Origin of the sequence: Enterobacter sp. Crenshaw (assembly GCF_024734705.1) — a bacterium.
Lineage (GTDB): Bacteria > Pseudomonadota > Gammaproteobacteria > Enterobacterales > Enterobacteriaceae > Enterobacter > Enterobacter asburiae_B.
Map to the genome: position 1 here is coordinate 942,773 of NZ_CP102932.1, position 26,634 is coordinate 969,406.

The 26,634-nt window shown below is 55.7% G+C and carries 26 protein-coding genes; 19 read left to right on the forward strand and 7 right to left on the reverse strand.

Translation table 11 applies throughout. The features are described 5' to 3' along the window. Window positions 1-233: 233 nt before the first annotated feature. Together NWV12_RS04380 and NWV12_RS04385 are read left to right on the forward strand one after the other, a co-directional pair. Window positions 234-3,008: an autotransporter outer membrane beta-barrel domain-containing protein gene (locus tag NWV12_RS04380; protein ID WP_101744442.1), complete on the forward strand. Its 2,775-nt coding sequence runs from the start codon at window positions 234-236 to the stop codon at window positions 3,006-3,008. Window positions 3,009-3,102: 94 nt separating this feature from the next. Further along, window positions 3,103-3,726, forward strand: a complete 624-nt coding sequence (locus tag NWV12_RS04385; protein WP_033144736.1) for a helix-turn-helix domain-containing protein — start codon at window positions 3,103-3,105, stop codon at window positions 3,724-3,726. 1 nt (window position 3,727) lies between these two features. Here the strand turns inward: NWV12_RS04385 and ampH are convergent, their stop codons facing one another. Beyond that, window positions 3,728-4,888, reverse strand: coding sequence for a D-alanyl-D-alanine-carboxypeptidase/endopeptidase AmpH (gene ampH / locus NWV12_RS04390; protein ID WP_023310524.1), 1,161 nt, complete (start codon window positions 4,886-4,888; stop codon window positions 3,728-3,730). Between the two features lie 204 nt (window positions 4,889-5,092). Here ampH and NWV12_RS04395 point away from each other — a divergent pair, with 204 nt between their 5' ends. The 3 genes from NWV12_RS04395 (at window position 5,093) to NWV12_RS04405 (ending at window position 8,074) form a co-directional block, all read left to right on the forward strand. Next, a complete protein-coding gene (locus tag NWV12_RS04395; protein ID WP_033144738.1) occupies window positions 5,093-5,626 on the forward strand; it encodes an isochorismatase family protein in 534 nt (177 codons plus the stop codon). Window positions 5,627-5,741: 115 nt separating this feature from the next. Further along, the gene (sbmA, locus tag NWV12_RS04400) at window positions 5,742-6,962 is read left to right on the forward strand and encodes a peptide antibiotic transporter SbmA (RefSeq protein ID WP_033144739.1); all 1,221 of its coding nucleotides are present in this window, start codon (window positions 5,742-5,744) and stop codon (window positions 6,960-6,962) included. 14 nt (window positions 6,963-6,976) lie between these two features. Next, entirely contained in the window at window positions 6,977-8,074 is a 1,098-nt protein-coding gene (locus NWV12_RS04405) for a DUF1615 domain-containing protein (protein WP_048978957.1), read from the forward strand. Here the strand turns inward: NWV12_RS04405 and NWV12_RS04410 are convergent. Further along, complete coding sequence (locus tag NWV12_RS04410; RefSeq protein ID WP_008503287.1) at window positions 8,071-8,370, reverse strand: DUF2755 family protein; 300 nt, start codon at window positions 8,368-8,370, stop codon at window positions 8,071-8,073. The genes NWV12_RS04405 and NWV12_RS04410 overlap by 4 nt on opposite strands. A 249-nt stretch (window positions 8,371-8,619) precedes the next feature. Between NWV12_RS04410 and NWV12_RS04415 the strand changes: the two genes are divergently transcribed. Then, window positions 8,620-8,847, forward strand: coding sequence for a DUF2754 domain-containing protein (locus tag NWV12_RS04415; RefSeq protein WP_023310528.1), 228 nt, complete (start codon window positions 8,620-8,622; stop codon window positions 8,845-8,847). On the opposite strand, the gene ddlA is transcribed toward NWV12_RS04415, so the two are convergent. Further along, window positions 8,844-9,944: a D-alanine--D-alanine ligase gene (gene ddlA, locus NWV12_RS04420; RefSeq protein ID WP_029739746.1), complete on the reverse strand. Its 1,101-nt coding sequence runs from the start codon at window positions 9,942-9,944 to the stop codon at window positions 8,844-8,846. The genes NWV12_RS04415 and ddlA overlap by 4 nt on opposite strands. A 103-nt stretch (window positions 9,945-10,047) precedes the next feature. Between ddlA and NWV12_RS04425 the strand changes: the two genes are divergently transcribed. From NWV12_RS04425 to adrA, 6 genes are all read left to right on the forward strand, one after another. Beyond that, on the forward strand, window positions 10,048-10,731 hold the full coding sequence (locus NWV12_RS04425; RefSeq protein ID WP_048978956.1) for an extensin family protein: 684 nt from the start codon (window positions 10,048-10,050) through the stop codon (window positions 10,729-10,731). A 168-nt stretch (window positions 10,732-10,899) separates the two neighbouring features. Beyond that, window positions 10,900-12,114, forward strand: coding sequence for a multidrug efflux MFS transporter (locus NWV12_RS04430; RefSeq protein ID WP_029739748.1), 1,215 nt, complete (start codon window positions 10,900-10,902; stop codon window positions 12,112-12,114). A 210-nt stretch (window positions 12,115-12,324) separates the two neighbouring features. Continuing rightward, a complete protein-coding gene (iraP, locus tag NWV12_RS04435) occupies window positions 12,325-12,585 on the forward strand; it encodes an anti-adapter protein IraP (protein ID WP_024906786.1) in 261 nt (86 codons plus the stop codon). Between the two features lie 100 nt (window positions 12,586-12,685). Continuing rightward, the gene (gene phoA, locus NWV12_RS04440; RefSeq protein WP_048978966.1) at window positions 12,686-14,101 is read left to right on the forward strand and encodes an alkaline phosphatase; all 1,416 of its coding nucleotides are present in this window, start codon (window positions 12,686-12,688) and stop codon (window positions 14,099-14,101) included. 89 nt (window positions 14,102-14,190) lie between these two features. Continuing rightward, window positions 14,191-14,511 carry a phosphate starvation-inducible protein PsiF gene (gene psiF / locus NWV12_RS04445; RefSeq protein ID WP_023334671.1) on the forward strand — a complete coding sequence of 107 codons (321 nt, stop codon included), beginning with the start codon at window positions 14,191-14,193 and terminating at the stop codon, window positions 14,509-14,511. A gap of 102 nt (window positions 14,512-14,613) precedes the next feature. Beyond that, window positions 14,614-15,717: a diguanylate cyclase AdrA gene (gene adrA / locus NWV12_RS04450; protein ID WP_047061223.1), complete on the forward strand. Its 1,104-nt coding sequence runs from the start codon at window positions 14,614-14,616 to the stop codon at window positions 15,715-15,717. Window positions 15,718-15,731: 14 nt separating this feature from the next. On the opposite strand, the gene proC is transcribed toward adrA, so the two are convergent. Beyond that, window positions 15,732-16,541 (reverse strand): pyrroline-5-carboxylate reductase, encoded by an 810-nt coding sequence (gene proC / locus NWV12_RS04455; protein ID WP_023310536.1) that lies wholly within the window; start codon window positions 16,539-16,541, stop codon window positions 15,732-15,734. 97 nt (window positions 16,542-16,638) lie between these two features. Here proC and NWV12_RS04460 point away from each other — a divergent pair, with 97 nt between their 5' ends. From NWV12_RS04460 to ppnP, 5 genes are all read left to right on the forward strand, one after another. Beyond that, window positions 16,639-17,097 (forward strand): YaiI/YqxD family protein, encoded by a 459-nt coding sequence (locus NWV12_RS04460; RefSeq protein WP_048978955.1) that lies wholly within the window; start codon window positions 16,639-16,641, stop codon window positions 17,095-17,097. Between the two features lie 143 nt (window positions 17,098-17,240). Then, complete coding sequence (gene aroL, locus NWV12_RS04465; RefSeq protein WP_032639634.1) at window positions 17,241-17,765, forward strand: shikimate kinase AroL; 525 nt, start codon at window positions 17,241-17,243, stop codon at window positions 17,763-17,765. 44 nt (window positions 17,766-17,809) lie between these two features. Continuing rightward, on the forward strand, window positions 17,810-18,001 hold the full coding sequence (gene yaiA, locus NWV12_RS04470; RefSeq protein ID WP_032638425.1) for a protein YaiA: 192 nt from the start codon (window positions 17,810-17,812) through the stop codon (window positions 17,999-18,001). Window positions 18,002-18,238: 237 nt separating this feature from the next. Beyond that, window positions 18,239-18,916, forward strand: a complete 678-nt coding sequence (locus tag NWV12_RS04475; protein WP_008503271.1) for an AroM family protein — start codon at window positions 18,239-18,241, stop codon at window positions 18,914-18,916. Between the two features lie 71 nt (window positions 18,917-18,987). Further along, window positions 18,988-19,275: a pyrimidine/purine nucleoside phosphorylase gene (gene ppnP, locus NWV12_RS04480; RefSeq protein WP_008503270.1), complete on the forward strand. Its 288-nt coding sequence runs from the start codon at window positions 18,988-18,990 to the stop codon at window positions 19,273-19,275. A gap of 48 nt (window positions 19,276-19,323) precedes the next feature. Here the strand turns inward: ppnP and rdgC are convergent, their stop codons facing one another. Beyond that, window positions 19,324-20,238, reverse strand: coding sequence for a recombination-associated protein RdgC (gene rdgC, locus NWV12_RS04485; RefSeq protein ID WP_023310540.1), 915 nt, complete (start codon window positions 20,236-20,238; stop codon window positions 19,324-19,326). Window positions 20,239-20,361: 123 nt separating this feature from the next. Between rdgC and mak the strand changes: the two genes are divergently transcribed. Next, window positions 20,362-21,267: a fructokinase gene (gene mak / locus NWV12_RS04490; protein WP_045400629.1), complete on the forward strand. Its 906-nt coding sequence runs from the start codon at window positions 20,362-20,364 to the stop codon at window positions 21,265-21,267. Window positions 21,268-21,423: 156 nt separating this feature from the next. Here the strand turns inward: mak and sbcC are convergent, their stop codons facing one another. Then, a complete protein-coding gene (sbcC, locus tag NWV12_RS04495) occupies window positions 21,424-24,555 on the reverse strand; it encodes an exonuclease subunit SbcC (protein ID WP_048978954.1) in 3,132 nt (1,043 codons plus the stop codon). Next, entirely contained in the window at window positions 24,552-25,757 is a 1,206-nt protein-coding gene (gene sbcD, locus NWV12_RS04500) for an exonuclease subunit SbcD (protein WP_048978953.1), read from the reverse strand. Before sbcD ends, sbcC begins: the two co-directional genes overlap by 4 nt. Before the next feature lie 187 nt (window positions 25,758-25,944). Here sbcD and phoB point away from each other — a divergent pair, with 187 nt between their 5' ends. After that, window positions 25,945-26,634, forward strand: coding sequence for a phosphate response regulator transcription factor PhoB (gene phoB / locus NWV12_RS04505; protein ID WP_008503265.1), 690 nt, complete (start codon window positions 25,945-25,947; stop codon window positions 26,632-26,634).

A 26,634-nucleotide genomic window follows, 5' to 3' on the forward strand; every position in this document is an offset into this window, starting at 1 on the left:
ATTTTTATATGTGTCTTATTGTTGTGTCTGTATTTTAATGCTTTGTTTTTATAATATTTATCTGTAGTGACAGATGCTTTCTCGGTTTTGATGTGTTATTAGTCTGGATACGGACTTAATGGAAACATTCATTGAACCTTTTCGAAATGAAAATGCATAATTCCCTCCGCAATTAAACATTGCAAAATCATTGATGGACAAACTTGCTTACGTCCCTGAGGAGGGATGACCCAATGCAAACATGGAAAAAGAAACTCGTTGTATCTCAACTTGCATTAGCCTGCACCCTGGCTATCGCTTCTCAGGCAAATGCGAAGGATATTTCCGGTACGACATATAATACATTCGGATACGATAATACCGCTTCCACTCCCTGGTATTATGGCTATGCCGACTGGGATTACTCAGGCGCTACCCATGACGGTGATGTTTATCCGGTGATTAATAAAAGCACCGTGAATGGTGTTATTTCAACATACTATCTGGATGATGGCATCAATGGTCGGGCGAATGCGTTAAGCATTTCCAACAGTACCATTAATGGCATGATTACCTCTAAGTGTATGACCCCCTCGTGTGCTGACGGCGTGGATACCGATGGCACCAACCATTCTCAATACGATCGTTTTAGCCTGACCGTAGATAATTCCACCATTAACGATACCTATGAGCATTATGCGTATGATGTCGTGAATGGGGAAAATACGGAAAGACACTATCTGGATACGTATAATCTGGGTAATGCGATCACCCTGGATGTGGAGTCCGATATTGTTATCCAGAACAATTCCCACATTGCCGGTATTACCCTGACGCAGGGTTATCAGGAGCCGGATAATACCCCTTACGACGGTGTGGAAGGCGTAGCCAACAGCAGCAAAGTATTTACCGACACGCTGGTGGTGAAAGACTCCGTTCTGACCTCAGGCGCGTACCGCGATCTGGGGACCAGCGGGTTCTACGGTCAAACCGCGAAGCCGAGCGACTACGGTGAAACGAATGCCACGGCAGCAGATGATGCGGCGCTGATCGTTGCCGCTAGCGCGTCTGATAACGCGATGCAGACCACTGCCACGTTCGATCATTCCACCGTTACTGGCGATATTCTGTTCTCCAGCACCTTCGACAACAACTTCTATCCGAACGGCGATCCGGCAACGGATACGACTGCAGACGGTGTCTATAACCCAACCACCAACGGCTGGGATGGCACCGATAAGCTGGATGTCACCCTGACCAACGGCAGCAAATGGGTCGGTGCAGCACAGTCCAGCGTCGAGGCTATCGGCCCAGCGCAGATGTATGGCCTGGGCTACAGCAACGTAGACTGGAGTAGCTTATCCCCTAACAGCATTTGGCCGGATTCCATTTATGACAGCAACGGACACGTTGCGGGTGAAGCTGTGTATCAGAGCGGGCTGTTTAACATCGCGCTGGATAACGGCTCTGAGTGGGATACCCGCAAGCTTTCTAATATCGACACGCTGACGGTAAACAACCAGTCTCAGGTTAACGTTGAAGACTCTGGTCTGCTGGCGGACTCCATCACCCTGACCAATGCTTCATCTATGAATATTGGAGACAGCGGTGCTGTGGCGACCGACCATCTGAATCTGGACAGCTATAGCCGTGCGGCACTGACGGAAGAAACGGCCCAACTGTATGCCAACACCATCACCGTGGATAACGGTGCTGAGCTGGCGCTGGGGCTGGGTCAGGTTGATACGCATAATATGGAACTGACCGATGGCGGGGTGCTGAACGTTGCCAGTCGTGATTACGTCCTGAACAGCGATCTGAACAACGCACGCTATATCACTAACGATAAATACAATGCCGATTACGACTATGGTGTTGTGGCGATTAACTCAGATGGCCATCTGTCAGTGAACGGTGATGTTGCAGGTAACTACCAGGTGCGCATCGACGATGCGACCGGTGCCGGTTCCGTTGCCGATTACAAAAACAAAGAGATTATTCGCGTCTATGACAATAACGCGGATACCACAGCCAGCTTTACTGCCGCAAACAAAGCCGATTTAGGTGCTTACACCTATCAGGCGCAGCAGCAGGGTGACGCCGTTGTCCTTCAGCAGAAAGAGCTGACCGACTCTGCCAACATGGCGCTGAGCATCCCATCTGCCAATACCAATATCTGGAATCTGCAGCAGGATACCGTCGGCACGCGTCTGACCAACAGCCGTCACGGCCTGGCGGATAACGGCGGGGCGTGGGTGAGCTACTTCGGTGGCAACTTCGACGGTGACAATGGCGTTATCAGCTACGATCAGGACGTGAGCGGTATTATGGTGGGTCTGGACACCCAGATTGACGGTAATAATGCGAAGTGGATCGTCGGTGGTGCGGCAGGTTTCGCGAAGGGTGATATCAGCGATCGTACCGGTCAGGTCGATCAGGATAGCCAGACAGCGATGATCTATGCGTCAGCGAAGTTCATGAACGATCTGTTCCTCGACAGCTCCCTGAGCTACACGCGCTTCAACAGCGATCTCTCTGCCAACATGAGCAACGGTAAGTACGTTGACGGCAATACCACGAATGATGCTGTTGGTTTTGGGCTGAAGCTGGGCTATGACTGGAAACCAAACCTCTCTGGCTACGTTACGCCATATGCAGCCGTCTCTGGCCTGTTCCAGTCTGGTGATGATTATCGTCTGAGCAATGACATGCGCGTAGATGGACAATCATACGATAGCCTGCGTTATGAACTCGGCGTTGATACGGGTTACACCTTCAACTACGGCGGCGAACAGGCTCTGACGCCTTACTTCAAACTGGCCTACGTCTATGACGATGCCGATAACAATGCCGATATTAACGGTGACAGCATTGATAACGGCGTGAAAGGCTCCGCTGTGCGGGTAGGGCTGGGCACCCAGTTTAGCTTCACGAAGAACTTCAGTGCGTACACCGATGCCACTTATCTGGGCGGCGGCGACGTTGATCAGAACTGGGGCGCAAATCTGGGCGTGAAATATACCTGGTAATGAATAAAAGCGGGGGAGTGGTTATCTCCCCCGCTTTTTATAGAAGCAATAAAAATAATATTGGACCGACAAATACGGATGACTTGAGGTCTGCATGAACGTTAATGCGAAACCGCTTTCTGAATTACGCCGGCTCGAACAGTATTTAACAGCGGCCAGTACCCCTTTTACATGTGCGCCCCAGCAATTAATTACGTCAGGCGAATGGAATGAGCCTTGTACGATCGTATTACAAACCGGCGTTATTGAGGTTTATCGAACTTCTGATGAATTGCTGGTGGGGATTGCGACTGCCCCTTTTATATTCGGGCTGTCTACGGTGGTGATTAATCACTCTCACGAATACAGGGTGATTGCTAAAACGGCCTGTACCGGTTTTTATTTGCCCACGGAAACCACCCGTCAACTCATCCAGCAGTATTCACTCTGGAAAGAGGCCTTCTGCTGGTTATCCTGGATAACTTACATTCTCGAGAAACGCGATAAGCAGCTGGTGGGAAATAATTCCTATCACCAGATCCGCTCGATGCTGCTGAATATGGCGGAATGGGATGAAACGCTGCGTTCAAAAATCGGTGTGATGAATCATATTCAACAGAGCACACGAATTTCACGTTCCGTTGTTGCCGAGGTGCTTGCCGCCCTGAGGCAGGGAAACTATATCAACATGAGCCGGGGCAAGCTGGTCAGCATCAACCGCTTGCCCACGGAATATTAGATTAGTTAGACGCGGTGAGAACCTGGGCTTTATTGGCGCTCAGTTCAGCCACTAAGTTATTAATCCCGTCACTCATATTGACGAAACGCGTATGCGGGGAGCGGGTGACCACCACAAATGCGCCCACGTTTGACTGCGGGATCATGGCCATATAGGTGATGAATCCGCCGCCGCCGCCGGTTTTCTGAATAATACCCGGACGGCCATTTTTCGGAGCCATATAGACCCAGCCCATACCGAGCGCGTCGGCTTTACCCGGCACGTCCATCCCGATGACGCGCTGCAGCTGAGTGCGCTGATAAATCAGGGTCTGCATGCGATCGGCCTGGCTGCTGCGTGCGTAGAAATCTGAGGAAAGGAACTGCTGCATCCAGCGCATCATGTCGCCAGGCGTGGAATAGACCCCGCCGCTGCCCACGGCCGCGAGCGTATTATTACAGGGGCTAGCGCCTTTCTCCGCCACCATCAGGCGACGACACTGATCCGGAGATGGGGTAAAGGTGGTGTCTTTCATACCCAGCGGACGGGTTATCTGCTCTTCAAAAAGCTGCGTGTAGGGTTTGCCAGCCGCCGTTGAAAGGGCGTCCGCCAGCAGGTCAAAGGCCAGGTTTGAATAAGAGGCCTGCGAACCCGGCGCCGCCTTCAGCGTGGCGGTACTCAGGTAGCTCCAGCGCTGGTCGCGCGTTGGCCAGACAAATACGTCACGGTGCGCCGCCCCGCCTGGCTGCTCACGCGGCAGGGCGCTGGTGTGGGTGGCAAGGTTCACAAGCCGAATCGGCGTACCCTGATAGGTTGGAACCCGGGCGCCTGGAGGCGCGTATTTGCTGAGCGGGTCGTCGAGTTTTACCACGCCCTGATCGAGCAGTTTCACCAGCATTTCGCTGGTCATCAGCTTGGTTAAGGACGCGATGCGAATAACGGAATCCAGCTGCGGGTGAACGTTATTTCCTGGGCGCGTCTCGCCAAAGCTGCGGAACACACGCTGGTTGCCGTCGATGACGACCATCGCCATCCCGGTCGCACCGCTGCCGTAATAGATAAGGTTCGCGTAGCGGTCGGCAATATCTGAAGCTAAAACGGGCGCCGTCAGCGGTTGGGCTGCCTGGGCGGTAGAAAAGCTCACCGCACACAGCGCGGCAAAAGAGAGCAGACAACGTTTCAACGAAAAGCATCCATGAAGTGAATGAAGAAAGTAATGGGTATTTATACTACTAATCGGTACCGCGCAATGCCCCGAATTGCATAACGATAGCGAGAAAAACGTAACCATGGGTAAATATGAACAATTTACTTACGAGCCATCTCCCATTTTGTGACATCGGGCTTATGATAGGCACCAGTGTCACTCAATCTTACGGAGAACGGTATGTCTGAGAAGCGTGTGGTTATGGTTGTCGATATGCAGAACGGGGTATTTGAAACCCCTCGTCATCAGCGCGAAAAATGTGTCTCTCTGATCAACCAGCTTACGCAGGCAGCCGACAAGGTCATTTTTATTCAGCATACCGAGGCAGGGGGCCTGGAAGAGGGAAGTGAAGGGTTTGCGCTACTGCCTGAACTCCATCAGCCAGCTGACGCGCTATATGTGACCAAAACCGCCTGTGATGCCTTCTATAACACCGTGCTTGAGGCGCTGCTGCGTGAGCAGGGCATTCGCGAGTTTGTCATCTGCGGCTGCGCCACCGATTACTGCGTCGATGCGACGATCAAGAACGGCGTCAGCCGGGGTTATCACATCACCGTGGCGGAAGATGCCCATACTACCGCCAATCGCCCGGCGGCAGATGCGCGGATCCTGATTAACCACCACAACGACGTCTGGCGTAACTTCATCGCGCCGGCGAATCCTCTCGCGGTGAAACGCACCGAAACAATTCTCGAAAACTGGAAAGCGAACTAATAATCAACCCTCGGGTCTGACCTTTTTGCCTGAGTCGGGAGGCTGGCCTGGGCAGGTTTTTCGTGTGGTAACGTGTTGTGCACAGCAACAGCCATAACAACAAGAAGGAAGCATTATGTTTAAGTCTTTTTTCCCAAAGCCGGGGCCTTTTTTCCTGTCGGCATTTATTTGGGCACTCATCGCTGTCATTTTCTGGCAGGCGGGCGGCGGCGCATGGCTGACGCGCATCACGGGAGCAACGGGCGAGGTGCCGATTAGCGCGGCGCGCTTCTGGTCGCTCAGCTATCTGCTGTTTTACGCCTACTACACGGTGTGCGTAGGGCTGTTTGCCCTGTTCTGGTTTATGTATTCTCCGCACCGCTGGCAGTACTGGTCTATCCTCGGCACATCGCTAATTATCTTTGTAACCTGGTTCCTCGTGGAGGTGGGCGTGGCGGTTAACGCCTGGTATGCGCCGTTCTACGATCTGATCCAGACCGCGCTGAGCTCGCCGCATAAGGTGACCATCAACCAGTTCTATCATGAAGTCGGCGTCTTCCTCGGTATCGCCCTTATTGCGGTGATTATCGGCGTGATGAACAACTTCTTCGTCAGCCACTACGTTTTCCGCTGGCGTACCGCGATGAACGAACATTATATGGCGCACTGGCAGCACCTGCGCCATATCGAAGGAGCCGCACAGCGTGTGCAGGAAGACACCATGCGTTTTGCCTCCACCCTTGAAGACATGGGCGTCAGCTTTATCAACGCCATCATGACGCTAATCGCCTTCCTGCCTGTGCTGGTGACGCTCTCGGCGCACGTGCCGGATCTGCCGATTGTCGGCCATATTCCTTATGGTCTGGTGATTGCCGCGATCGTCTGGTCGCTGATGGGCACGGGCCTGCTGGCGGTGGTCGGGATCAAACTGCCGGGACTGGAGTTTAAAAATCAACGCGTGGAAGCCGCTTACCGTAAAGAGCTGGTTTACGGTGAAGACGATGCCAACCGCGCCTCGCCGCCAACCGTCCGCGAGCTGTTTGGCGCCGTGCGTCGTAACTACTTCCGACTCTACTTCCACTATATGTATTTCAACATTGCCCGTATTTTGTATCTGCAGGTGGATAACGTTTTCGGTTTGTTCCTGCTGTTCCCGTCGATTGTTGCGGGTACGATTACGCTCGGTCTGATGACGCAGATCACCAACGTTTTCGGTCAGGTTCGCGGGTCGTTCCAGTACCTGATCAGCTCCTGGACCACCCTGGTAGAACTGATGTCCATCTACAAACGTCTGCGCAGTTTTGAACGTGAGCTGGACGATCGTGACCTGCAGGAAGTCACTAACACATTTAGCTAATACAGGAAGTTGCTATGTCTTTTGTCGTACCGCGCGCGTTACCGTTGTCCTTGCTGGCCGCTCTTGTGCTGGCAGGCTGTGCCGAAAAAGGGGCCGCTCCGCTCAAAAAGGGGGAGAAGCCCGTCGATGTGGCGAGCGTTGTGCGGCAGAAAATGTCCGCCAGCGTGAAGGATCGCAACGCGTGGGCAGATGCGCTGGCAAAAACCTTTGAAAGCCAAAAGATTGCACCGACCGAGGAGAATATCTGCTCGGTGCTGGCGGTGGCGCAGCAGGAGTCGATGTACCAGTCAGACCCGGTGGTGCCGGGCCTGAACAAAATTGCCTGGAAAGAGATCGACCGCCGCGCGGAGTCCATGCATATCCCGGTTTTCCTCGTGCATACCGCGCTTAAAATCACCTCGCCGAACGGCAAAAGCTACAGCGAACGGCTGGACGCGGTGAAAACCGAAAAACAGCTCAGCGCCATCTTTGATGATTTCATCAGTATGGTCCCGATGGGGCAGAAGCTGTTTGGCTCGCTGAACCCGGTACATACCGGTGGCCCGATGCAGGTGAGCATTGCGTTCGCGGAGAAGCATACCGACGGCTACCCGTGGAAAATCGACGGTACGGTACGTCAGGAGGTCTTCTCCCTGCGCGGTGGGCTGTGGTTTGGCACGTATCATCTGCTGAACTATCCGGCGAACTACAATGAGCCGCTGTACCGCTTTGCCGACTTTAACGCGGGCTGGTACGCCAGCCGTAACGCGGCATTCCAGAGTGCGGTCAGCCGCGCAAGCGGCGTTAAGCTGGCGCTGGACGGCGATCTCATCGCTTACGGCAGCAGCGAGGCGGGAAGCACCGAGCTGGCAGTACGGAAATTATCGACCACGCTTGGCTTGAGCAACAGCGACATTCGCCGTCAGCTTGAGAAAGGCGATAGCCTGGCATTTGAGAAAACGGATCTGTACAACAAGGTGTTTGCGCTTGCAGAGAAGAAGAGTGGGAAAGCGTTACCGAGGGCTATCCTGCCGGGGATCCAGCTGGAAAGCCCGAAGATCACGCGTAACCTGACCACCGCATGGTTCGCAAAACGCGTGGACGATCGTCGGGCGCGCTGTATGGGGCTTTAACGGCGACGGCGAAAGCGCAAAACTAACGCTACAACGCCCAGAATCATACATCCCGCGAGGAAGGGGATCAGGCCGAACAGGGTGCTGACGCCAAAGCCAATCTCAACTCTCGGGCGTCCGTTATCCTGCACCTGCATCAGGTGTTCATAAACGCCCGGCGCATGGACCAGCATATTGAGCAGCTGGGAACCGGCCCAGAAGCAGAACAGGACAAACAGGGCATAAGCGATATTACCCGCCGTGGAGGTTTTTGGTTTGCCGCCAAAAATCGGTTTCGACAATGTAAAGTCAGCCATGTTGACCTCCCGTGGTATCACTCTGTTTTAATACGCGTCTTACGGGGTGAGTTTGACAGGTCATCGCATTTGTCAATATCAGAATCGTGGTAATTTACGCGCCGGAATCCTCCTGGATTGTCGATTTCTGCAGCACATCACAATTTCATCACTTAAGTGAAATTGCGTCGCGTTTCAGAATTTCCGTATCTGCCACAGACCTGGCCGTAAAACTGTGAGAGGATGTCTTTTTTTCCTGCCGGAGTTGTTATGAAGCTCACGTCCAAACTACGCCGTGACTGGCACTATTACGCCTTTGCTATCGGGCTGATCTTTATTCTTAATGGTGTCGTGGGCCTGTTGGGGTTTGAAGCAAAAGGATGGCAAACCTATGCCGTCGGGCTGGTGACCTGGGTGATAAGTTTCTGGCTGGCGGGGTTGATTATCCGCCGTCGTCCTGAAGAGACGACAGCGGATGAGGCGAAGAGCGCCGATTAACCGTTTACGGAACTTTTAAGCGCGCTGTCGGCGGCGTGACGCTCCAGCGCCAGTTCGATCAGGCGGGTGATCAGTTCCGGGTAGCTCAGGCCGCTGGCCTGCCACAGTTTCGGATACATGCTGATGTTTGTGAACCCCGGCAGCGTGTTGATTTCATTGATCACCACTTCGTTTTCCGGCGTCAGGAACACATCCACGCGCGCCATGCCGCAGCAGCCGAGCGTCTGATAAGCGCGAATGGCGATCGCCCGGATCTTATCGTTAATCGCCGGATCGATATCCGCAGGAACGACAACCTGCGCGCCTTTGTCATCAATGTATTTGGTGTCGTACGAGTAGAAGTCGCTGTTTAAGACCACTTCGCCGCAGGTGCTCGCCTGTGGAAAATCATTGCCCAGCACGGCGCACTCAATTTCACGGCCTTTAATACCCTGCTCAACCACCACTTTATGGTCGAACTCAAACGCCAGACGGACAGCCTGCGTGAACTCTGCTTCGCTGGTGACTTTGCTGACGCCCACGGAGGAGCCCTGGTTTGCCGGCTTCACAAACAGCGGCAGACCCAGTTCTCCGCTAATTTGCGCGAAGCTGTGCTTGTCGCGGTTGGCGCGGGTGAGGGTCACGAATGGCGCAATATTCAGCCCGGCATCGCGCAGCAGGCGTTTGGTGACGTCTTTGTCCATGCACGCGGCAGAGCCGAGGACGTCCGAGCCGACGAACGGCAGGTTGGCCATGCGCAGCATGCCCTGCAGGGAACCATCTTCGCCCAGGGTGCCGTGAACGATAGGGAAGACAACGTCGATCTGGGCGAGAGCCTGTGCGTTGCCGGCGTCGATGAGCTGTCCCTTCACGACGCCGGGTACGGTGGCGACGCTCACTTCCGAAGGATTAAGGGCGATATGCGCCGGATCGTGAGCATTCAGCAGATACTGGCTGGCATCGTTAACGTGCCATTGGCCCTGTTTATCAATGCCCAGCAGCACGACGTCGAAACGGCTTTTATCGATCGCATCGACGATATTTTTGGCCGATTGCAATGACACTTCGTGCTCCGCTGATTTTCCCCCAAAGACAATACCTACGCGCTGCTTAGCCATCTCACTCTCTTCCAGTCTGACGAAAAGCCAATAACATACCACGATGCCCGGCGGGTTTCGCGGCCTTCTGCCATAATGTTTTGGGGAATGTTGAGGGGGGAGAGTGAAAGGAAAAACGCTGCTGACCATTTTCATCATTGTGGCCGTTGCAACGGTGGGTTACCGCTGGTTGCCGCCTTACTACAACCCTTTCATACCGCTGACGCTTGACGACCCGCCGGGCCGAATCGCCCAGTATAAGCTCCGGCGCTTAACTCCCGAGGCGTGCGCGAGCCTGCTTTCGCAGGCTAACCAAAGAGATCTCATCCGCACCCAGCCGGTGGCCGACAGCGGCGGCGCGTGTCCGCTTAACAACGTCGTGCGCGTGCGTGACTTCGGCCCGGTCAGCCTGAACAGCAGTTTCCTTGCCAGCTGTTCGCTGGCGCTCAGCTCTGCGCTGTTTATCAGCCAGCAGGCCCGGCCGCTGACAAAACGCTATACGGGCAACGACCTGGCGCGCATCGATCATCTCGGCAGCTTTGCCTGCCGCAACATTTACCACCGCCCTGACGCGCGACGCAGTGAGCATGCCACGGCGGAGGCGCTGGATATCGCCGCCTTTCGGCTGGCGAACGGGGAACGCGTCACGGTGCTGAACGGCTGGAAGGCGGCAACAACGCAGCCATGGCTGAAGGCCATGCTGGCGGCAAGCTGCGGCTACTACGGAAACGGCCTGGGGCCGGAGTATAACGCGGCGCATGCCAACCATTTTCATCTGGGAATGCGCGGTTTCGGACTCTGCCGGTGAAGCATAATATTCCGCCAGAAAATGGATGAATTGTGACTTATTTCACAAATATGATGACTGGGAAGATAAAACACCAAAGTCAGTCTGGCCGCATCTCTGGTGCGACGTCAAAACGCGTAACTTGCTAATCTGTAGGCGAATTCGCCTAAAAATGAAGACTATTTCTTTATGGAATCCTGGAAAGTTAATCTCATCTCGGTCTGGTTCGGCTGCTTCTTTACCGGGCTGGCCATTAGCCAGATCCTGCCGTTCCTGCCGCTGTACGTCTCGCAGCTGGGGGTGACCTCGCATGAAGCGCTCTCCATGTGGTCCGGCCTGACGTTCAGCGTCACGTTTCTGGTCTCCGCCATTGTGTCACCGATGTGGGGCAGCCTGGCGGATCGGAAAGGCCGAAAACTGATGCTGCTGCGCGCCTCGCTCGGGATGGCGATTGCCATTCTGCTCCAGGCCTTCGCCACCAACGTCTGGCAGCTGTTTTTCCTGCGTGCGGTGATGGGGCTGACGTCCGGGTACATTCCAAACGCCATGGCGCTGGTCGCCTCTCAGGTGCCGCGCGAGCGTAGCGGCTGGGCGCTGAGTACGCTCTCCACGGCACAGATCAGCGGCGTCATCGGCGGTCCGCTGCTGGGCGGTTTTCTGGCGGACCACGTCGGGCTGCGCGCGGTATTTATCATCACCGCGATCCTGCTGGTGGTCAGTTTTCTGGTCACGCTCTTTCTTATCAAAGAGGGGGGCCGCCCGGTTATCAGTAAATCTGAACGCCTGAGCGGCAAGGCCGTCTTCGCCTCGCTGCCCTATCCTGGACTGATGATCAGCCTGTTTGTGACCACTATGGTTATCCAGCTCTGTAACGGTTCGGTCGGTCCGATTCTGGCGTTGTTTATCAAGTCGATGGAGCCGGAAAGTACAAATATCGCTTTTCTGAGCGGCATGATCGCCGCCGTGCCGGGCGTATCCGCTCTGATTTCCGCGCCGCGTCTGGGAAAACTGGGTGACAGGATCGGCACGGCGCGTATCCTGATGGCGACGCTGATCTTTGCGGTTGTGCTCTTCTTCGCGATGTCGTTTGTCACCTCTCCGCTTCAGCTTGGCGTATTGCGATTCCTGCTCGGGTTTGCTGATGGTGCAATGTTGCCTGCGGTACAGACCCTGCTGGTTAAATATTCCAGCGATCAGGTGACGGGGCGTATTTTTGGATATAACCAGTCATTTATGTATCTGGGGAATGTTGCCGGTCCGCTTATTGGCGCATCCGTTTCCGCGATGGCCGGTTTTCGTTGGGTATTTGCCGCCACGGCGATTGTCGTTTTAATCAATATTATCCAGCTGGCTATTGCGCTGCGTCGCCGCAGACAAATGGCGGAAGCGAAATCGTCGAGATAATCGTTTCGTTGATGTATTATATATTCTTATGGTAGCCGCATTTTTATATAACAAAATGCGGCGCTTCTTTATAGAAAAACGTTTCGCTCACCGCGGCGGTCCTTTATTTTCATTCCTGCATCACTTTTGCATACCATAATAAATTTCTTCTCTTTGCATTATGGATTCAGAATGCTAACTTCAGACAAAACTGAAAAAGGAACTGGCACGATGAAAAATCTCATTGCTGAATTGCTGGTCAAGCTGGCACAAAAGGAAGAGGAGTCAAAAGAGCTGGTAGCCCAGGTCGAAGCGCTGGAAATTGTGGTCACCGCGCTGCTGCGACAAATGGCGAAAACCGATCAACAGGCGTTGATTGAGAGCGTGGAAGGCGCGCTGGACAGCGTCAGGCCTGAATCGCAGGTTCCGGTTGAGGATGCCGAGATGCTCCACCAGTACGTAAAGAAGCTGTTAAGGCATCCGCGCAGCTAAACCGTCACAGGACGTAACGACGTGTCATAGAATTGTCATGCAGGATGCCTATAGTCGCTCTGTTTTTATTTTTTATGTATTTGTACATGGAGAAAATAAATTGAAACAGAGCGCACTTTTCATCGCATTACTTCCCCTGTTAATTACCCCTGCCGTTTATGCCGATACTGCCCAAACCAGCGTGCTGGATAATCGCGCGGCAAAAGGGGATATCACCCAGCCTGGCGGCGCACGCCGTTTATCAGAAGATCAAACTGCCGCTATTCGCGCTTCGCTGAATGATAAGCCAGCGAAAAATATTATTCTGCTGATTGGCGATGGAATGGGGGATTCCGAAATCACGGCGGCGCGAAATTATGCCGAGGGTGCGGGCGGCTTTTTTAAAGGCATCGACGCATTACCGCTGACCGGACAATATACCCATTACGCGCTGGATAAAAAAAACGGTAAACCGGATTACGTCACGGACTCCGCGGCCTCTGCTACGGCGTGGTCCACCGGCGTGAAAACCTATAATGGCGCGCTGGGTGTGGATATTCACGAAAAAGATCATCAAACCCTTCTTGAGATGGCAAAAGCGGCGGGCCTGGCGACCGGCAACGTCTCCACCGCTGAACTTCAGGATGCAACGCCCGCGGCGCTGGTGGCGCACGTGACCTCGCGTAAATGCTACGGTCCGTCAGTGACCAGCGAAAAATGCCCGACGAACGCGCTGGAAAAAGGCGGCAAAGGCTCGATTACGGAACAGCTGCTGAACGCGCGTCCTGACGTGACCCTCGGCGGCGGCGCGAAAACCTTCGCAGAAACCGCAACGGCGGGTGAGTGGCAGGGCAAAACGCTGCGCGAGCAGGCGCAGGCCCGCGGCTATCAGCTGGTGAGTGATGCAAATTCGCTGGCAGCCATCACCGAGGCGAACCAGGACAAGCCGCTGCTGGGGCTATTTTCTGACGGCAACATGCCCGTGCGCTGGGAAGGACCAAAAGCCTCTTATCACGGCAATATCGATAAACCTGCCGTAACCTGTACGCCTAACCCGAAACGCACTGACAGCGTACCGACGCTGGCGGCGATGACCGATAAAGCCATCTCTCTGCTGAGCAAGAGCGAAAAAGGGTTCTTCCTGCAGGTTGAGGGCGCGTCGATCGATAAGCAGGATCATGCGGCGAATCCGTGCGGCCAGATTGGCGAAACCGTCGATCTGGACGAAGCGGTGCAGAAGGCGCTTGAGTTCGCGAAAAAAGACGGCAACACCCTGGTGATCGTCACCGCGGACCATGCCCATGCCAGCCAGATCATCCCGCCAGATACCAAAGCCCCGGGCCTGACGCAGGCGCTGAATACCAAAGATGGCGCCGTTATGGTGTTGAGCTACGGCAACTCTGAGGAAGAGTCCATGGAGCACACGGGCACCCAGCTGCGCATTGCGGCCTACGGTCCGCACGCGGCAAATGTGGTAGGCCTGACCGATCAAACGGATCTGTTCTACACCATGAAGGCGGCGCTGGGTCTTAAATGATAAAATCCCGGCGGAAATCACATCTGTCGGCTGGTTTTTTTCCTGTCACGAACCAGACTTACAGGGAATGTTCACAAAAGGATGGTGCAATGAAAACAACATTACTGGTTACTCTGCTCTCCGGCCTGTTCCTGGTCGCATCGGCGAACGCGGAAGAGAAGACGCTAACGCCGCAACAACAGCGTATGACCACCTGTAATCAACAGGCGACGTCGCAGAGTCTGAAGGGAGATGCCCGCAAGACCTACATGAGCGACTGCCTTAAAAATGGCGCCGCGAAACCGGCTGAAAAAAGCCTGACGCCGCAGCAGCAAAAAATGCGCGAGTGTAATGCGAAAGCGACCGAGCAGTCCCTGAAGGGGGACGACCGCAGCAAGTTCATGAGTGCGTGCCTGAAGAAAAAAGTGTAGTCCAAACGGGTGAGCGGCTCCGGCGGCTCACCCGAAATTTCATACTTTCCCCGCAGACCCCCTCTCTATAATTTGGGAAAATGTTTCAGAATATTCCCAAAAATGATGAATGATGAAACGTATTACAACAAAAAGCGCATTCGGGAAGAGTGGAATTTAACCCTTTCTCAGGATGACCCTCACCGCGCCGGCATTCAGTTTGCCCGGCGAGTTCGGCTGGCGCGCGCCGTCGGGCTGGCGGCGATGTTTTTCCCCGTTGCGGGGATGCTGGTCACCCATTTTTTACCCGGTGGCTGGTGGCTTTTACTGGTGGGGTGGTCGTTCGTCTGGCCCCATTTTGCCTGGCAGCTGTCCTGCCGTGCCGCTTCACCTCATCAGCAGGAAATTTTCAATCTTAAAATCGATGCCATTATCGCCGGGCTCTGGATAGGCGTGATGGGGATGAATGCATTACCCACCGCAGCGCTGGTGATGATGGTGGGGATGAATATGATGGGTTCCGGCGGCTGTCGTCTTTTTATCCCGGGGATCGCGTTGACGCTGCTCTCCGCGCTGGTGACCCTGCCACTCGTCGGGAAAGTGGCCGTCTTCAACCCCGACCTCGTGGAGTGGGGCTTAACGTTACCCGTGCTCGTGCTGTATCCCATGCTGTTTGCCTGGCTCAGCCACCGAACCGCCGTCAGGCTTGCGGAACATAAGCAGCGGCTGGAAATGATGAGCACCCGCGACGGGATGACCGGGGTCTTTAACCGTCGGCACTGGGAAATGCTGCTGCGAAATGAATTTGAGCATTGTCGGCGCGACCACAGCACCGCCACGATATTGCTGATTGATATCGACCACTTTAAAAACATCAACGACACCTGGGGGCACGACGTGGGCGACGAGGCGATCATTGCTATTACGCGTCAGCTCCAGCGGTCGGTACGGTCAGGCGATGCGATCGGTCGGTTTGGCGGGGATGAGTTTGCGGTGATTATGTCGCAGACCGCGGCGGAAAGCGCCATCGCCGTGATGTCGCGACTGCATGAGCGGCTGGAAAAACTGACGTTACCGTGCGCGCCAAAAGAAGCGCTGCGCATCAGCGTAGGCGTTGCCCCTTGGGGGCCGCAGTTTGGACATTATCGGGAATGGCTGAAGGCGGCCGACGTGGCGCTGTACAGGGCGAAAAATGCCGGGCGCGGCCGCACCGAAGTGGCCGCCTGACGCCCGGTCAGAAATCAGGATTTACTCAGCTTCTCTGATTTTTCCATGCATTTTGCCATCGCTTCAATGACGGCCGAGCGGAATCCGCGCTCTTCCAGCACCCGCACCGCTTCGATGGTGGTACCGCCCGGGGAGCAGACCATATCTTTCAGTTCACCCGGGTGTTTGCCGGTTTCCAGCACCATTTTGGCGGAGCCCATGACGGCCTGCGCGGCGAACTTATACGCCTGCGCGCGCGGCATTCCGCCAAGCACGGCGGCGTCGGCCATCGCTTCTAAAAACATGAACACATAGGCAGGGGCTGAGCCACTCACGCCGACTACCGGATGGATCATCGATTCGGCAATCACTTCTGCTTCACCGAAGCAGCGGAAAATGTTCAGCACGTCGGCCACTTCTTCTGTGGTCACCAGCGCGTTAGGCGTGACGGAGGTCATGCCGGCATTGACCAGCGAGGGGGTGTTGGGCATGGCGCGGACGATTTTACGATCGTGACCCAGCGCGCGCGCCAGCTGATCGAGCGTGACGCCTGCGGCAATCGATACGACCAGCGTCTCTTTATTCAGGCTGGAGGTGATATCGCTCAGCACTTTGATCATGATGTTCGGCTTGACGGCGCCAAAGACGATATCGGCGACCTGGGCGACTTCCTGCGCGCTTTCGGCGGCGTTGATCCCGTATTGATCGCGCAACTCGGCGACTTTGTCCGGTGACGGGGTATAGACCCAAATCTGACCCGGCAGCACCTGCCCGCTGGCGATCAGACCGCCCAGGATGGCTTTGCCCATGTTACCGCAGCCGATAAACCCGATTTTCTTGTCCATCACGATTCTCCGTCATTATGCGTTGTTTTCTCTGATTGATAGCTTAACAACGAAATGCAGGCGACAATAGTCGGCAGAGTCATTATGGGGAGACAATATGGCGATTTGGGTTGATGCGGACGCGTGTCCGAACGTGATTAAAGAGATTTTATTTCGCGCCGCCGAGCGCGTTCAGATGCCGCTGACGCTGGTGGCTAACCAGAATATTCGCGTACCGCCTTCGCGGTTCATCCGCTCTTTGCGCGTGCCGGCCGGGTTCGACGTGGCGGATAACGAAATTGTTCGCCTGTGCCGCGCGGAGGATCTGGTGATCACGGCGGATATTCCGCTGGCTGCCGAAGTGCTGGAGAAAGGGGCGGCGGCGCTCAATCCGCGCGGGGAGCGTTACTCGCCTTCGACCATTCGCGAGAAGCTCACCATGCGCGATTTTATGGATACGATGCGGGCCAGCGGCGTGCAGACCGGTGGACCGGACAGCCTGTCCCAGCGCGATCGCCAGCAGTTCGCTGCCGAGCTGGATAAATGGCTGCTGGAAGTGAAGCGCCGCACAGCGTAATGATAATTATTGTCAATTTGTGGTACAGTGTGGCCTCCACAGGGTTGTCATCCCGTACCGCTTTGCAGTAAAGTAATCGAAACATCTTCTGCAATTATTTCTTTACACTCTTCAGCCATTCGGCATCAAGGGGAACACCTGGCATGACCCAACCCATCTTTTTAGTTGGCCCCCGCGGCTGTGGGAAAACCACCGTTGGCCTGGAGCTGGCACGCGTGTGTCATCGCCAGTTTGTTGATACCGACCACTGGCTGCAAACCGAGGCCGGAAAAACCATCGCCGAGATTGTTGAGCAAGAGGGATGGGAGAGCTTTCGCGCGCGCGAAACCGCCGCGCTGAAAGCGGTCACCACCCCGTCTGCCGTGATCGCGACCGGCGGTGGCATCGTTCTGGCGGAGTGCAATCGTCACTTTATGCGCGAAAAGGGGATTGTGATTTATCTCAGCGCGCCGGTATCGGCCCTGGTTGGGCGTCTGGAAGCCTTTCCGGAAGAGGGGCAACGCCCCGCGCTGACCTCCAGGCCGCTCAACGAAGAGGTGAGCGAAGTGCTGGCCGAACGCGATGCGCTATACCGCGAAGCGGCTCACCACGTGGTGGATGCGTCAGCCTCTCCCGAAGACGTTGTGATTCAGATTATTACCGCCCTGCGTTTGGCTTGTGCCAGCTAACCGGCGTCTATACTTATAGCTCAGACATAAAAAAAGGATGAGCTATGCCAACCAGACCTCCCTATCCGCGTGAAGCACGCATTGTTACCGTTGAAAAAGGCCAGACGGGTCATACCGTGACCTGGTATCAACTGCGTGCCGATCACCCCAAACCGGACTCGCTGATCAGTGAACACGAGACTGAACAGGAAGCGCTGGATGCGAAACGGCGCTATGAAGATCCCGATAAAACCTGACCCTTTTCCTAAACGTTCCAGTATCGTGCCTGAATCACACTTTTTACTCATCGGGAAAGTTAAGCAGGAGTTAATATTTAGTTATTACAAGTAACTCCGATATCGGCAGGCGATCTTTACATTTCGATGTCGGGATCACCTGCTACGCTTGGTGCTGTTTTGTTGAAAAAATGAACTGTGCAGCGTAGTGAGCCTGTACCTGTGTGCACGATGTTGGAGTAATGGAAGGCGATCAAGATGAAGGCAACGTTGGCGATCCTCACCATTGGTGTGGTCCCTGTAAGCGAAGTGTTACCGCTCTTAACCGAGCATGTATCTGAACAACAGATAACGCATCTTAGCCTGCTGGGGAAGATGAGTCGGGAAGAGGTCATGGAAGACTACGCTGTCGAGGCGGGGGAGGATCCCCTGGCGACGTTATTAAGCGACGGTAAACTGGCGCACGTTTCGCGTCAGAAAATCGAGCGCTCGCTGCAGGGCGTAATAGAAGTGCTCGATAATCAAGGTTATGACGTTATTTTGCTGATGAGCACCGCGCCCATTAAGGGGCTTACGGCGCGTAATGCGATTTTGCTTGAGCCGATGCGGATCATTCCACCGCTGGTGGCCTCCATCGTGGATGGTCATCAGGTGGGGGTGATTGTGCCCATTGAGGAGCTCATGGATAACCAGGAAGCAAAATGGCACGTGCTGGAAAAAGTGCCCTTGTATGCGCTGGCAAATCCGTTCTGGGACAGTGAGGCAAAACTTATTGCTGCCGGGAAGGAACTGCTTGAGAGAGGAGCAGATGTCTTGATTCTGGACTGCCTCGGTTTCCATCAGCACCATCGTGATCTGCTGCAAAAAGCGCTGGATGTGCCCGTGCTGTTATCCAACGTTCTGATGGCTCGCCTGGCCTCGGAACTCCTCATGTAATGATTTTTCGTGACAGGTGATGAGCATGGCCCCTATAGTGAATTTTTATCTAAAAATATAAGGGCCAGTTCATGCTTCAAAGTAACGAATACTTTTCCGGTAAAGTGAAATCCATTGGTTTTACCAGCAGCAGCACTGGCCGCGCCAGTGTCGGCGTTATGGCGGAAGGGGAATACACCTTTGGCACGGCGGAAGCTGAAGAAATGACGGTCGTCAGCGGTGCGCTGAACGTCTTACTGCCGGGTGAAACGGAATGGAAAGTTTACGCTGCCGGGCAAGTTTTCAACGTCCCTGGCCACAGCGAGTTCCATTTGCAGGTCGCTGAACCTACCTCTTATCTGTGCCGCTACCTGAAATAAAAAATAAGCCGGGTGGCGCTAACGCTTACCCGGCCTGCGTTTTGCCTGTTATCTCTGCGCTTCGCCGCCGAGACCTTCCACCAGATTCTGAATCAACGCGGCCAGCTCGCCGGTCATCAGGATGAAGTCCGCGTCAAAGCGCTGGGCGTAATCTTCCCTGTCGATATCTTCGTTCTGATCGCGCAGCTCGTCGCAGAATTTCAGACGCTTCACGGAGCCGTCGTCGCACATCACGAACTGAATGCGCTGCTGCCAGTCGAGCGCCAGTTTAGTGACCACTTTACCCGCTTCGATGTGGACGGCGATCTCGTCGCTCACTAGATCCTGCTTCTTCGCGCGGATCACGCCGCCATCTTCCAGCAGGGCTTTCAGCTCGGCTTCATCAAGGATCTGGAAACCCTGAGCCGCAGCGCCGCTGCGTACCCATTCGGTCAGCGTCAGCTCGATCGGCGTTTCCAGCGCCAGCGGAACGACCGGTAAAGATCCGATGCTTTTACGCAGCAGGGCCAGCGTATCTTCTGCTTTCTTGGCACTGGCGCAGTCCACCATGATCAGCCCGTTGACGGTGTCGATCCACATCATGGTCTGGCTGAAGCGGCTGAAGGCGCGCGGCAGCAGCGAGTGCAGCACTTCGTCTTTCAGCGAATCTTTCTCGGTCTTTTTCAGCTTGCGGCCCTGTTCGGCTTCCAGCTTGAAAATTTTCGCTTCGAGCGCCTGCTTAACCACCGGCGTCGGCAGGATTTTCTCTTCTTTACGGGCGCAGACGATGATTTGACCCGTGCTGCTGGCGTGGGTCAGTGCATCGCTTTGTGAACCCATTGGCGGAACCCAGCCGGTTTTCGCCATATCCTGGCTACCGCAAGGGGAAAAGGTATAAGCGGCTAACTGTTTTTCCATCTCTTCTGCACGCAGCGAAACGTCGCGGCTGAGACGGTAAACCATCAAATTTTTGAACCACAGCATGATAATTTCCACGGCCTTGTCGTTAAATCAGCGGGCATGATAACGAATTGTCGCATCGCTTGCATTGCTAATCGGGAAGCGTGCTTCTACTCTGTTGATAATCAAAATAATGAGGAGAGTCTTGTGCGTATTGGGATCGATTTGGGCGGCACCAAAACAGAAGTTATCGCACTGAGCGAGCAGGGGGAGCAGCTGTTCCGCCACCGTCTGCCGACGCCGCGCGATGATTATCACCAGACTATCGAGACGATTGCCAGCCTGGTTGAGATGGCAGAGCAGGCGACAGGGCAAACCGGCAGCGTCGGGATGGGGATCCCGGGGTCGATCTCGCCGTATACCGGGGTGGTTAAAAATGCCAACTCCACCTGGCTCAACGGTCAGCCGTTTGATAAAGATTTGAGCCAACGTCTGAACCGGGAAGTGCGTCTGGCCAACGACGCCAACTGCCTGGCGGTCTCTGAGGCCATCGACGGCGCGGCGGCCGGTGCTCAGACCGTGTTTGCCGTGATTATCGGTACCGGCTGCGGAGCGGGCGTGGCGTTCGGCGGGCGCGCCCATATCGGCGGCAACGGCACCGCGGGCGAGTGGGGACACAACCCGCTGCCGTGGATGGATGAAGACGAGCTTAAATACCGCGCTGAGGTGCCGTGCTACTGCGGAAAGCAGGGCTGTATTGAGACGTTTATCTCCGGCACCGGTTTTGCGACCGACTACCACCGCTTAAGCGGCCAGCCGCTAAAGGGCAACGAAATCATGCGTCTGGTCGAAGAACAGGATCCGGTCGCCGAGCTGGCCCTTAGCCGCTACGAAATGCGGCTGGCGAAATCCCTGGCGCACGTGGTGAATATTCTCGATCCGGACGTGATTGTGCTCGGCGGCGGCATGAGCAACGTTGACCGGCTGTACGCCACGGTACCGAATCTGGTGAAACAGTGGGTGTTTGGCGGCGAGTGTGAAACCCCGATCCGCAAAGCTGTCCACGGTGACTCCAGCGGCGTGCGCGGCGCGGCGTGGCTGTGGCCGGAATAAAAGCAAATAATGTTTATTCCCTCTCCCTGTGGGAGAGGGCCAGGGTGGGGCAAGGTAAAAGCAAAACAGCAACGCAAGTTGCTGTTTTTGATGTTTTTACCCTCTCCCTGTGGGAGAGGGCTAGGGTGAGGGCATCAGACCGCACCCTCCCCCCATTTATTCCACCGCAAATTCCTTATCCAGCCTGCTATAACCCAGCCCGTTGATTTTCTTCACCTTAATCTGCACCGGAATGCGCTCTTTCATCGCCTCTACGTGGCTGATCACGCCGATGGTTTTCCCGGTGGCGTTCAGCGCGTCGAGCGCATCCAGCGCGGTATCCAGCGTTTCACTGTCGAGCGTGCCGAACCCCTCATCCAGGAACAGGGAATCGATTCGCGTTTTATGACTCACCAGATCGGAAAGAGCCAGCGCCAGCGCCAGGCTGACCAGGAAGCTCTCGCCGCCCGAGAGCGTTCGGGTATCGCGCACCGCGTCCGCCTGCCACGTATCGACCACTTCCAGCTCCAGCGCGTCGCTGGCCTTGCGCTGCAGCAGATAACGCCCGTGCAGACGGTTAAGCTGCTGGTTAGCAAGCCAGACGAGATTATCCAGCGTCAGCCCCTGCGCGAATTTACGGAACTTGTCGCCGGTGCTGGAGCCGATCAGCGCGTTCAGATAACCCCAGTCATCCGCCTGGCGCGCGGCCTCTTCAATTTGCTGCATCAACGCCAGCTGGTGCTGACGGTTATCGCTGTCCTGCTTAAGCTGCTGGCGGATCTCGCCCTGATGCGTGGTGTTCTCGCGAAGCCTTTCCGCCAGCTGCTGCAGCTGGCTTTGCAGCGCAGGAGCATCTGCGTTGAGCCCTTCCGGCCGCAGCGACAGATGAGCCTGCAGCTGCTGGTTAGCCTGGCCGGAAAGGGCCGCGGCCTGCTGTATCTGGCTTTCCAGCGACTGCTTCAGCTGTACGAGGTGGCGAATAGCGTCGTCATCCAGCAGCGCGGCAAGGAACGCGTCCCGATCGGCAAAGCAGCTCGCTGCGAGCGCCGTGGTGAACTGCGTCTGCGACTGCTGCAGGCGCTCTTGCTCCAGCTTTTCCTGCTGCTGCTGCGCGCTGAGCTGGCTTTGTAGCGACACGCATTCATCGTGAACGTCGCGCCAGCCGTCAGGAATGGCCGGTTCGGCCTCTTCGCCGTTCGTTTCCGGAAGCGTGTCGAGCAGCGGCTTCAGCGCGTTTATGCGTTCCAGAAGCACGCCGTGCTGCGTTTGTTTCTCCTGCCACTGCGCGAATTCCGCTTCGCGGGCGTGCAGCCAGGCTGCTTCATTGCCGTCTTCAGGTACGTTAAGCGATAGCGAAAGCAGGGTGTTTTCCAGCGCCTGGCGCGCGGCCGTCAGCTGCTGCTGATACTGTCGCTCCTGCACTTCCTGCTCGTTTAGCTGGTTTTGCAGGGTCAGACGCTGGCTGAGCTGATAAAGCTGGCGCTCGTACTGTTCCTGCTCGTTCATCCATGGCGTGATATCTTCCTGAATATTCAACGCGATGTTCAGGGAAGTGCAGGCTTCCATCCACTCTTTAGTGAGCGCTTGCTCTTCCTGAGAGAGCATCTGCGCTTCGTCTGTCTCGCGCTGGATCTGCTGCGTCAGGGCATTAACCTGTCCCAGCACCAGCAGGCCTTCCTCTTTAAGCGCGGCGACCTCTTTTTCCAGAGCATCGCGTCGGCGCTGGTTATCCGTCAGCTCAAGCGACTGGTATTGCGCAACGGCGGGGTGCTCGCTGGAGCCGCACAGCGGACAGGGTTTGCCTGCCTCAAGCCGGGAACGATAGCTTTCCAGGTCTTTAATCGTCGCTTCGCGTTCGCAGAGGGCTTTAAGATCCAGAAAGTGCTGGTGTTTCTCTTTGTACTGCTGGCGGCGCAGCGTCAGCGTTTCATTGAGTTTGTTTTGATCGGCCTGGGCCTTCTGCACGCTTTCACCGCTCTGGCGCAGGCGCTTTTGCAGCGGCTGATAGCGGGCATGCAGCGACGTCAGCCGCTGGCGCAGCGTGCGTGACCGGGACTGCTGCTCCATGGCCGCGCTGACCTCATCCGCCGTCAGCGTCAGCGCATTTTCCGGCATCTCAGCCAGCCTGTTGCGTAATTCACCCATCCGCGCAGCAAGCGAGGCTAACTGCGTTTTGTCGCGGTTAAGCTGTGAGAACTGGGCACGCCAGCCGGCAATCTCCTGCCCCAGCAGGCGATAGCGCTCGTGCTCCACCAGCCACTGCGCCAGCGCCTTCAGTTCGGTCTGAAGCTGCTCATGATTACGCTGGGCGGTATGACGGATCCGCGCGCGCAGTGCGGTTTTGGCTTGTAAGCGAGTATTTACTTCAACAATTCGCTGCTGGGTTTGCGTCAGGCGCGCGGTCTGCTCCTGCTGGTGCTCCCAAAGCGGTCGAAGCTGGGCGGCGGGCAGAGCAAGCTGGAGCTTTGCCAGCTCTGGCGCAGCGTTCGTCAGCGCCTGTTGCGCCTGCTGCTGCATCGCGGCGACGCGCTGTTGCTCAAGCACGAGCTCATCATGGCGCGTAAGCCACTGAAAATCTTTCTGTTGGCTTTGCTGCTGAACCAGCAGGGTTTTCTCTTCGTCAGTAAGCGCCTGCAAACTTTGCTGCAACTGCTGCTGCTGTTCTTCGCTCAACAGCACGACGCCCGCCGCCTGCGCCTCGCATTTTTCAAGCACGCTGCGGGCGGCTTTGTGTTTTTCAAACACCATGGCGGAAATCTGTCCGTAGATCTCGGTGCCGGTCAGCTCTTCCAGCAGCTCGGCGCGATCGCTCGGCCTGGCATTAAGGAAGGCGGCAAACTGCCCCTGTGAGAGCAGCATCGAGCGGGTGAAGCGGCCATAGTCCAGCCCGGTGAGCGCGGCGGTTTGCTCCAGCTTATCCGTCACTTTGTCGGCCAGGATTTTGCCATCTTCGCAGCGCGCCAGCTCCACGCGCGGCGCCTGCAGGTTGCCGTCCGGCTGGTTGCGCGCGCGGTTCTGGCTCCAGAATGCGCGATAGGCGGTGCCTTTTACCTCGAACTCCACTTCCGCCAGGCACTCGGCGGTGTCGCGCGTCATCAGGTCGTTTTGCGCCTGAGAGACCTTCTGCAGGCGCGGCGTTTCGTGATAAAGCGCCAGGCAGATGGCGTCGAGCAAGGTGGTTTTACCTGCCCCGGTCGCGCCGGTAATGGCAAACAGCCCGTTGCTGGCAAACGGCTCCGCGGTAAAGTCAATTTTCCACTCGCCCTTGAGGGAGTTGAGATTTTTCAGGCGCAGGCTCAAAATTTTCATGCGTTTTCTTCCTCATCATTGAGCGCATGCAGGGTATGGCTGAACAGTTCGCTGAGTCTTGCGCGCTTCGCGTCGTCAATTTCCTCCTGCGAGAGCCTGCGTTCAAACACCTCTTCAACCCGAAGCTCACTGAGCGTTTCACGTTGAGCGCTTAACAGAATTTTCTCGCGCTGCTCGCGGCTGCGGCGTACCAGTAAGACTTCGACGGGTAAATCTTCCGTCAGCGCCTGAATTTTACGCTGCATATCGTGCAGGTAGTCGTCGGTGGTGATTTCGATATCCAGCCAGACGGGCGGGTTAAGCGCTGTTCCGCGCCACTGCTCAAGCTGGGCGGTAATGGCGGCAAGATCGCCCTTTAGCACCGCCAGCGGCTGGGTGACCGGGACCTCCAGCGTCTCGACGGCGTGAAGTTTTCCGTCGGAAAAGCTCACCAGATGGACGGATTTGGCCTTGCCCGTTTCGTCAAAGCTGAGCGAAATTGGCGAGCCGCAGTAGCGGATGTGCTCGCTGCCGCCGACGATCTGCGCCCGGTGAATATGTCCGAGCGCAATGTAGTCGGCTGGCGGGAAGTTCTGCGCCGGAAAGGCATCCAGCGTGCCGATATAGATGTCGCGTACGGCGTCACTTTTACTAGCCCCGACGGTGGTGAGATGCCCGGTCGCAATCACCGGAATCGGCTGGTCGCCGCGCAGGGCGCAGGCATCGGCGTGCTGCTGGTGATAATAGTCGGTGATGGCCTGCAGGAGATGCTGCTGTTTTTCCGCGCCCGACAGCCCCGCCTGACTTTGCACGATGTCCCGCGGACGCAAAAAGGGAATGGGGCACAGCACCGCCCCCGGCGTGCCGTCGCGTTTTTTCAGGATCTGCGGGGCGTGCCCGGCGCTGGCGACGACGGTGGTATTGAGAAATGCCAGGATGTCGCGGGATTCATTGAGCGTCGCGACGGAATCATGGTTACCGGCGACAATCACCAGATGACAGCCGGTTTGCTGCAAATTCACCACGAAGCGGTTGTACAGTTCACGCGCATAGCTGGGGGGCGAGCCGGTATCAAAGATGTCACCCGCCACAATAATCGCGTCCACCTCGTGCGTCCGGGCCGTTTCCAGCAGCCAGTTCAGGAAAGCTTCATGTTCAGCCGCACGGCTTTTGCTGTAAAAATTTTGACCCAGATGCCAGTCCGAGGTGTGAAGTATGCGCATAGCTGATCCGTGGCAAAAAAGAGAAAGCAGGATTATAAACGTTCAGAGACGGGAAAATAACCGCTGTAATAAAACAACGGTTTGCCCGTTATCGTGGTACTGTTTTTCATAAATCTGTCATAAATCTGACGCATAATGGCGCCGAATTACAAACTTGTAACTTAAATAAGATAAGACAGGGCAAAGTATGGCGAGACGTATTCTGGTCGTAGAAGATGAAGCTCCAATTCGTGAAATGGTGTGCTTCGTGCTCGAGCAAAACGGCTTCCAGCCGGTTGAAGCGGAAGATTATGACAGCGCAGTGAACCAGCTGAATGAACCCTGGCCCGATCTGATTCTGCTGGACTGGATGTTGCCCGGCGGCTCCGGACTGCAGTTTATCAAACACCTGAAGCGTGAAGCGCTGACCCGCGACATCCCGGTTGTGATGCTCACGGCGCGCGGAGAAGAAGAGGATCGCGTGCGCGGTCTGGAGACCGGCGCGGACGATTACATTACTAAACCGTTCTCCCCAAAAGAGCTGGTTGCCCGCATTAAAGCCGTGATGCGCCGTATTTCGCCGATGGCGGTGGAAGAGGTGATAGAGATGCAGGGGCTGAGCCTTGACCCCACCTCACACCGCGTCATGACCGGTGAAAATCCCCTCGACATGGGGCCTACCGAATTTAAACTCCTGCACTTCTTTATGACCCACCCGGAACGCGTTTACAGCCGCGAGCAGTTGCTGAATAACGTCTGGGGAACTAACGTGTATGTCGAAGACCGGACGGTTGACGTACATATTCGCCGCCTGCGAAAAGCACTGGAACTGAGCGGCCACGATCGCATGGTGCAGACGGTCCGCGGCACGGGTTATCGTTTTTCTACCCGTTTCTGA

Coding starts and splice junctions, on each gene's coding strand:
- sbmA (WP_033144739.1), top strand. CDS start 5,742: ATGTTTAAGTCTTTTTTCCCAAAGCCGGGGCCTTTTTTCCTGTCGGCA.
- NWV12_RS04430 (WP_029739748.1), top strand. CDS start 10,900: ATGGAATCCTGGAAAGTTAATCTCATCTCGGTCTGGTTCGGCTGCTTC.
- NWV12_RS04380 (WP_101744442.1), top strand. CDS start 234: ATGCAAACATGGAAAAAGAAACTCGTTGTATCTCAACTTGCATTAGCC.
- phoB (WP_008503265.1), top strand. CDS start 25,945: ATGGCGAGACGTATTCTGGTCGTAGAAGATGAAGCTCCAATTCGTGAA.
- NWV12_RS04415 (WP_023310528.1), top strand. CDS start 8,620: ATGAAGCTCACGTCCAAACTACGCCGTGACTGGCACTATTACGCCTTT.
- adrA (WP_047061223.1), top strand. CDS start 14,614: ATGATGAATGATGAAACGTATTACAACAAAAAGCGCATTCGGGAAGAG.
- aroL (WP_032639634.1), top strand. CDS start 17,241: ATGACCCAACCCATCTTTTTAGTTGGCCCCCGCGGCTGTGGGAAAACC.
- ppnP (WP_008503270.1), top strand. CDS start 18,988: ATGCTTCAAAGTAACGAATACTTTTCCGGTAAAGTGAAATCCATTGGT.
- proC (WP_023310536.1), bottom strand. CDS start 16,541: ATGGACAAGAAAATCGGGTTTATCGGCTGCGGTAACATGGGCAAAGCC.
- sbcC (WP_048978954.1), bottom strand. CDS start 24,555: ATGAAAATTTTGAGCCTGCGCCTGAAAAATCTCAACTCCCTCAAGGGC.
- iraP (WP_024906786.1), top strand. CDS start 12,325: ATGAAAAATCTCATTGCTGAATTGCTGGTCAAGCTGGCACAAAAGGAA.
- NWV12_RS04410 (WP_008503287.1), bottom strand. CDS start 8,370: ATGGCTGACTTTACATTGTCGAAACCGATTTTTGGCGGCAAACCAAAA.
- rdgC (WP_023310540.1), bottom strand. CDS start 20,238: ATGCTGTGGTTCAAAAATTTGATGGTTTACCGTCTCAGCCGCGACGTT.
- yaiA (WP_032638425.1), top strand. CDS start 17,810: ATGCCAACCAGACCTCCCTATCCGCGTGAAGCACGCATTGTTACCGTT.
- NWV12_RS04475 (WP_008503271.1), top strand. CDS start 18,239: ATGAAGGCAACGTTGGCGATCCTCACCATTGGTGTGGTCCCTGTAAGC.
- sbcD (WP_048978953.1), bottom strand. CDS start 25,757: ATGCGCATACTTCACACCTCGGACTGGCATCTGGGTCAAAATTTTTAC.
- NWV12_RS04395 (WP_033144738.1), top strand. CDS start 5,093: ATGTCTGAGAAGCGTGTGGTTATGGTTGTCGATATGCAGAACGGGGTA.
- NWV12_RS04460 (WP_048978955.1), top strand. CDS start 16,639: ATGGCGATTTGGGTTGATGCGGACGCGTGTCCGAACGTGATTAAAGAG.
- NWV12_RS04385 (WP_033144736.1), top strand. CDS start 3,103: ATGAACGTTAATGCGAAACCGCTTTCTGAATTACGCCGGCTCGAACAG.
- NWV12_RS04405 (WP_048978957.1), top strand. CDS start 6,977: ATGTCTTTTGTCGTACCGCGCGCGTTACCGTTGTCCTTGCTGGCCGCT.
- psiF (WP_023334671.1), top strand. CDS start 14,191: ATGAAAACAACATTACTGGTTACTCTGCTCTCCGGCCTGTTCCTGGTC.
- ddlA (WP_029739746.1), bottom strand. CDS start 9,944: ATGGCTAAGCAGCGCGTAGGTATTGTCTTTGGGGGAAAATCAGCGGAG.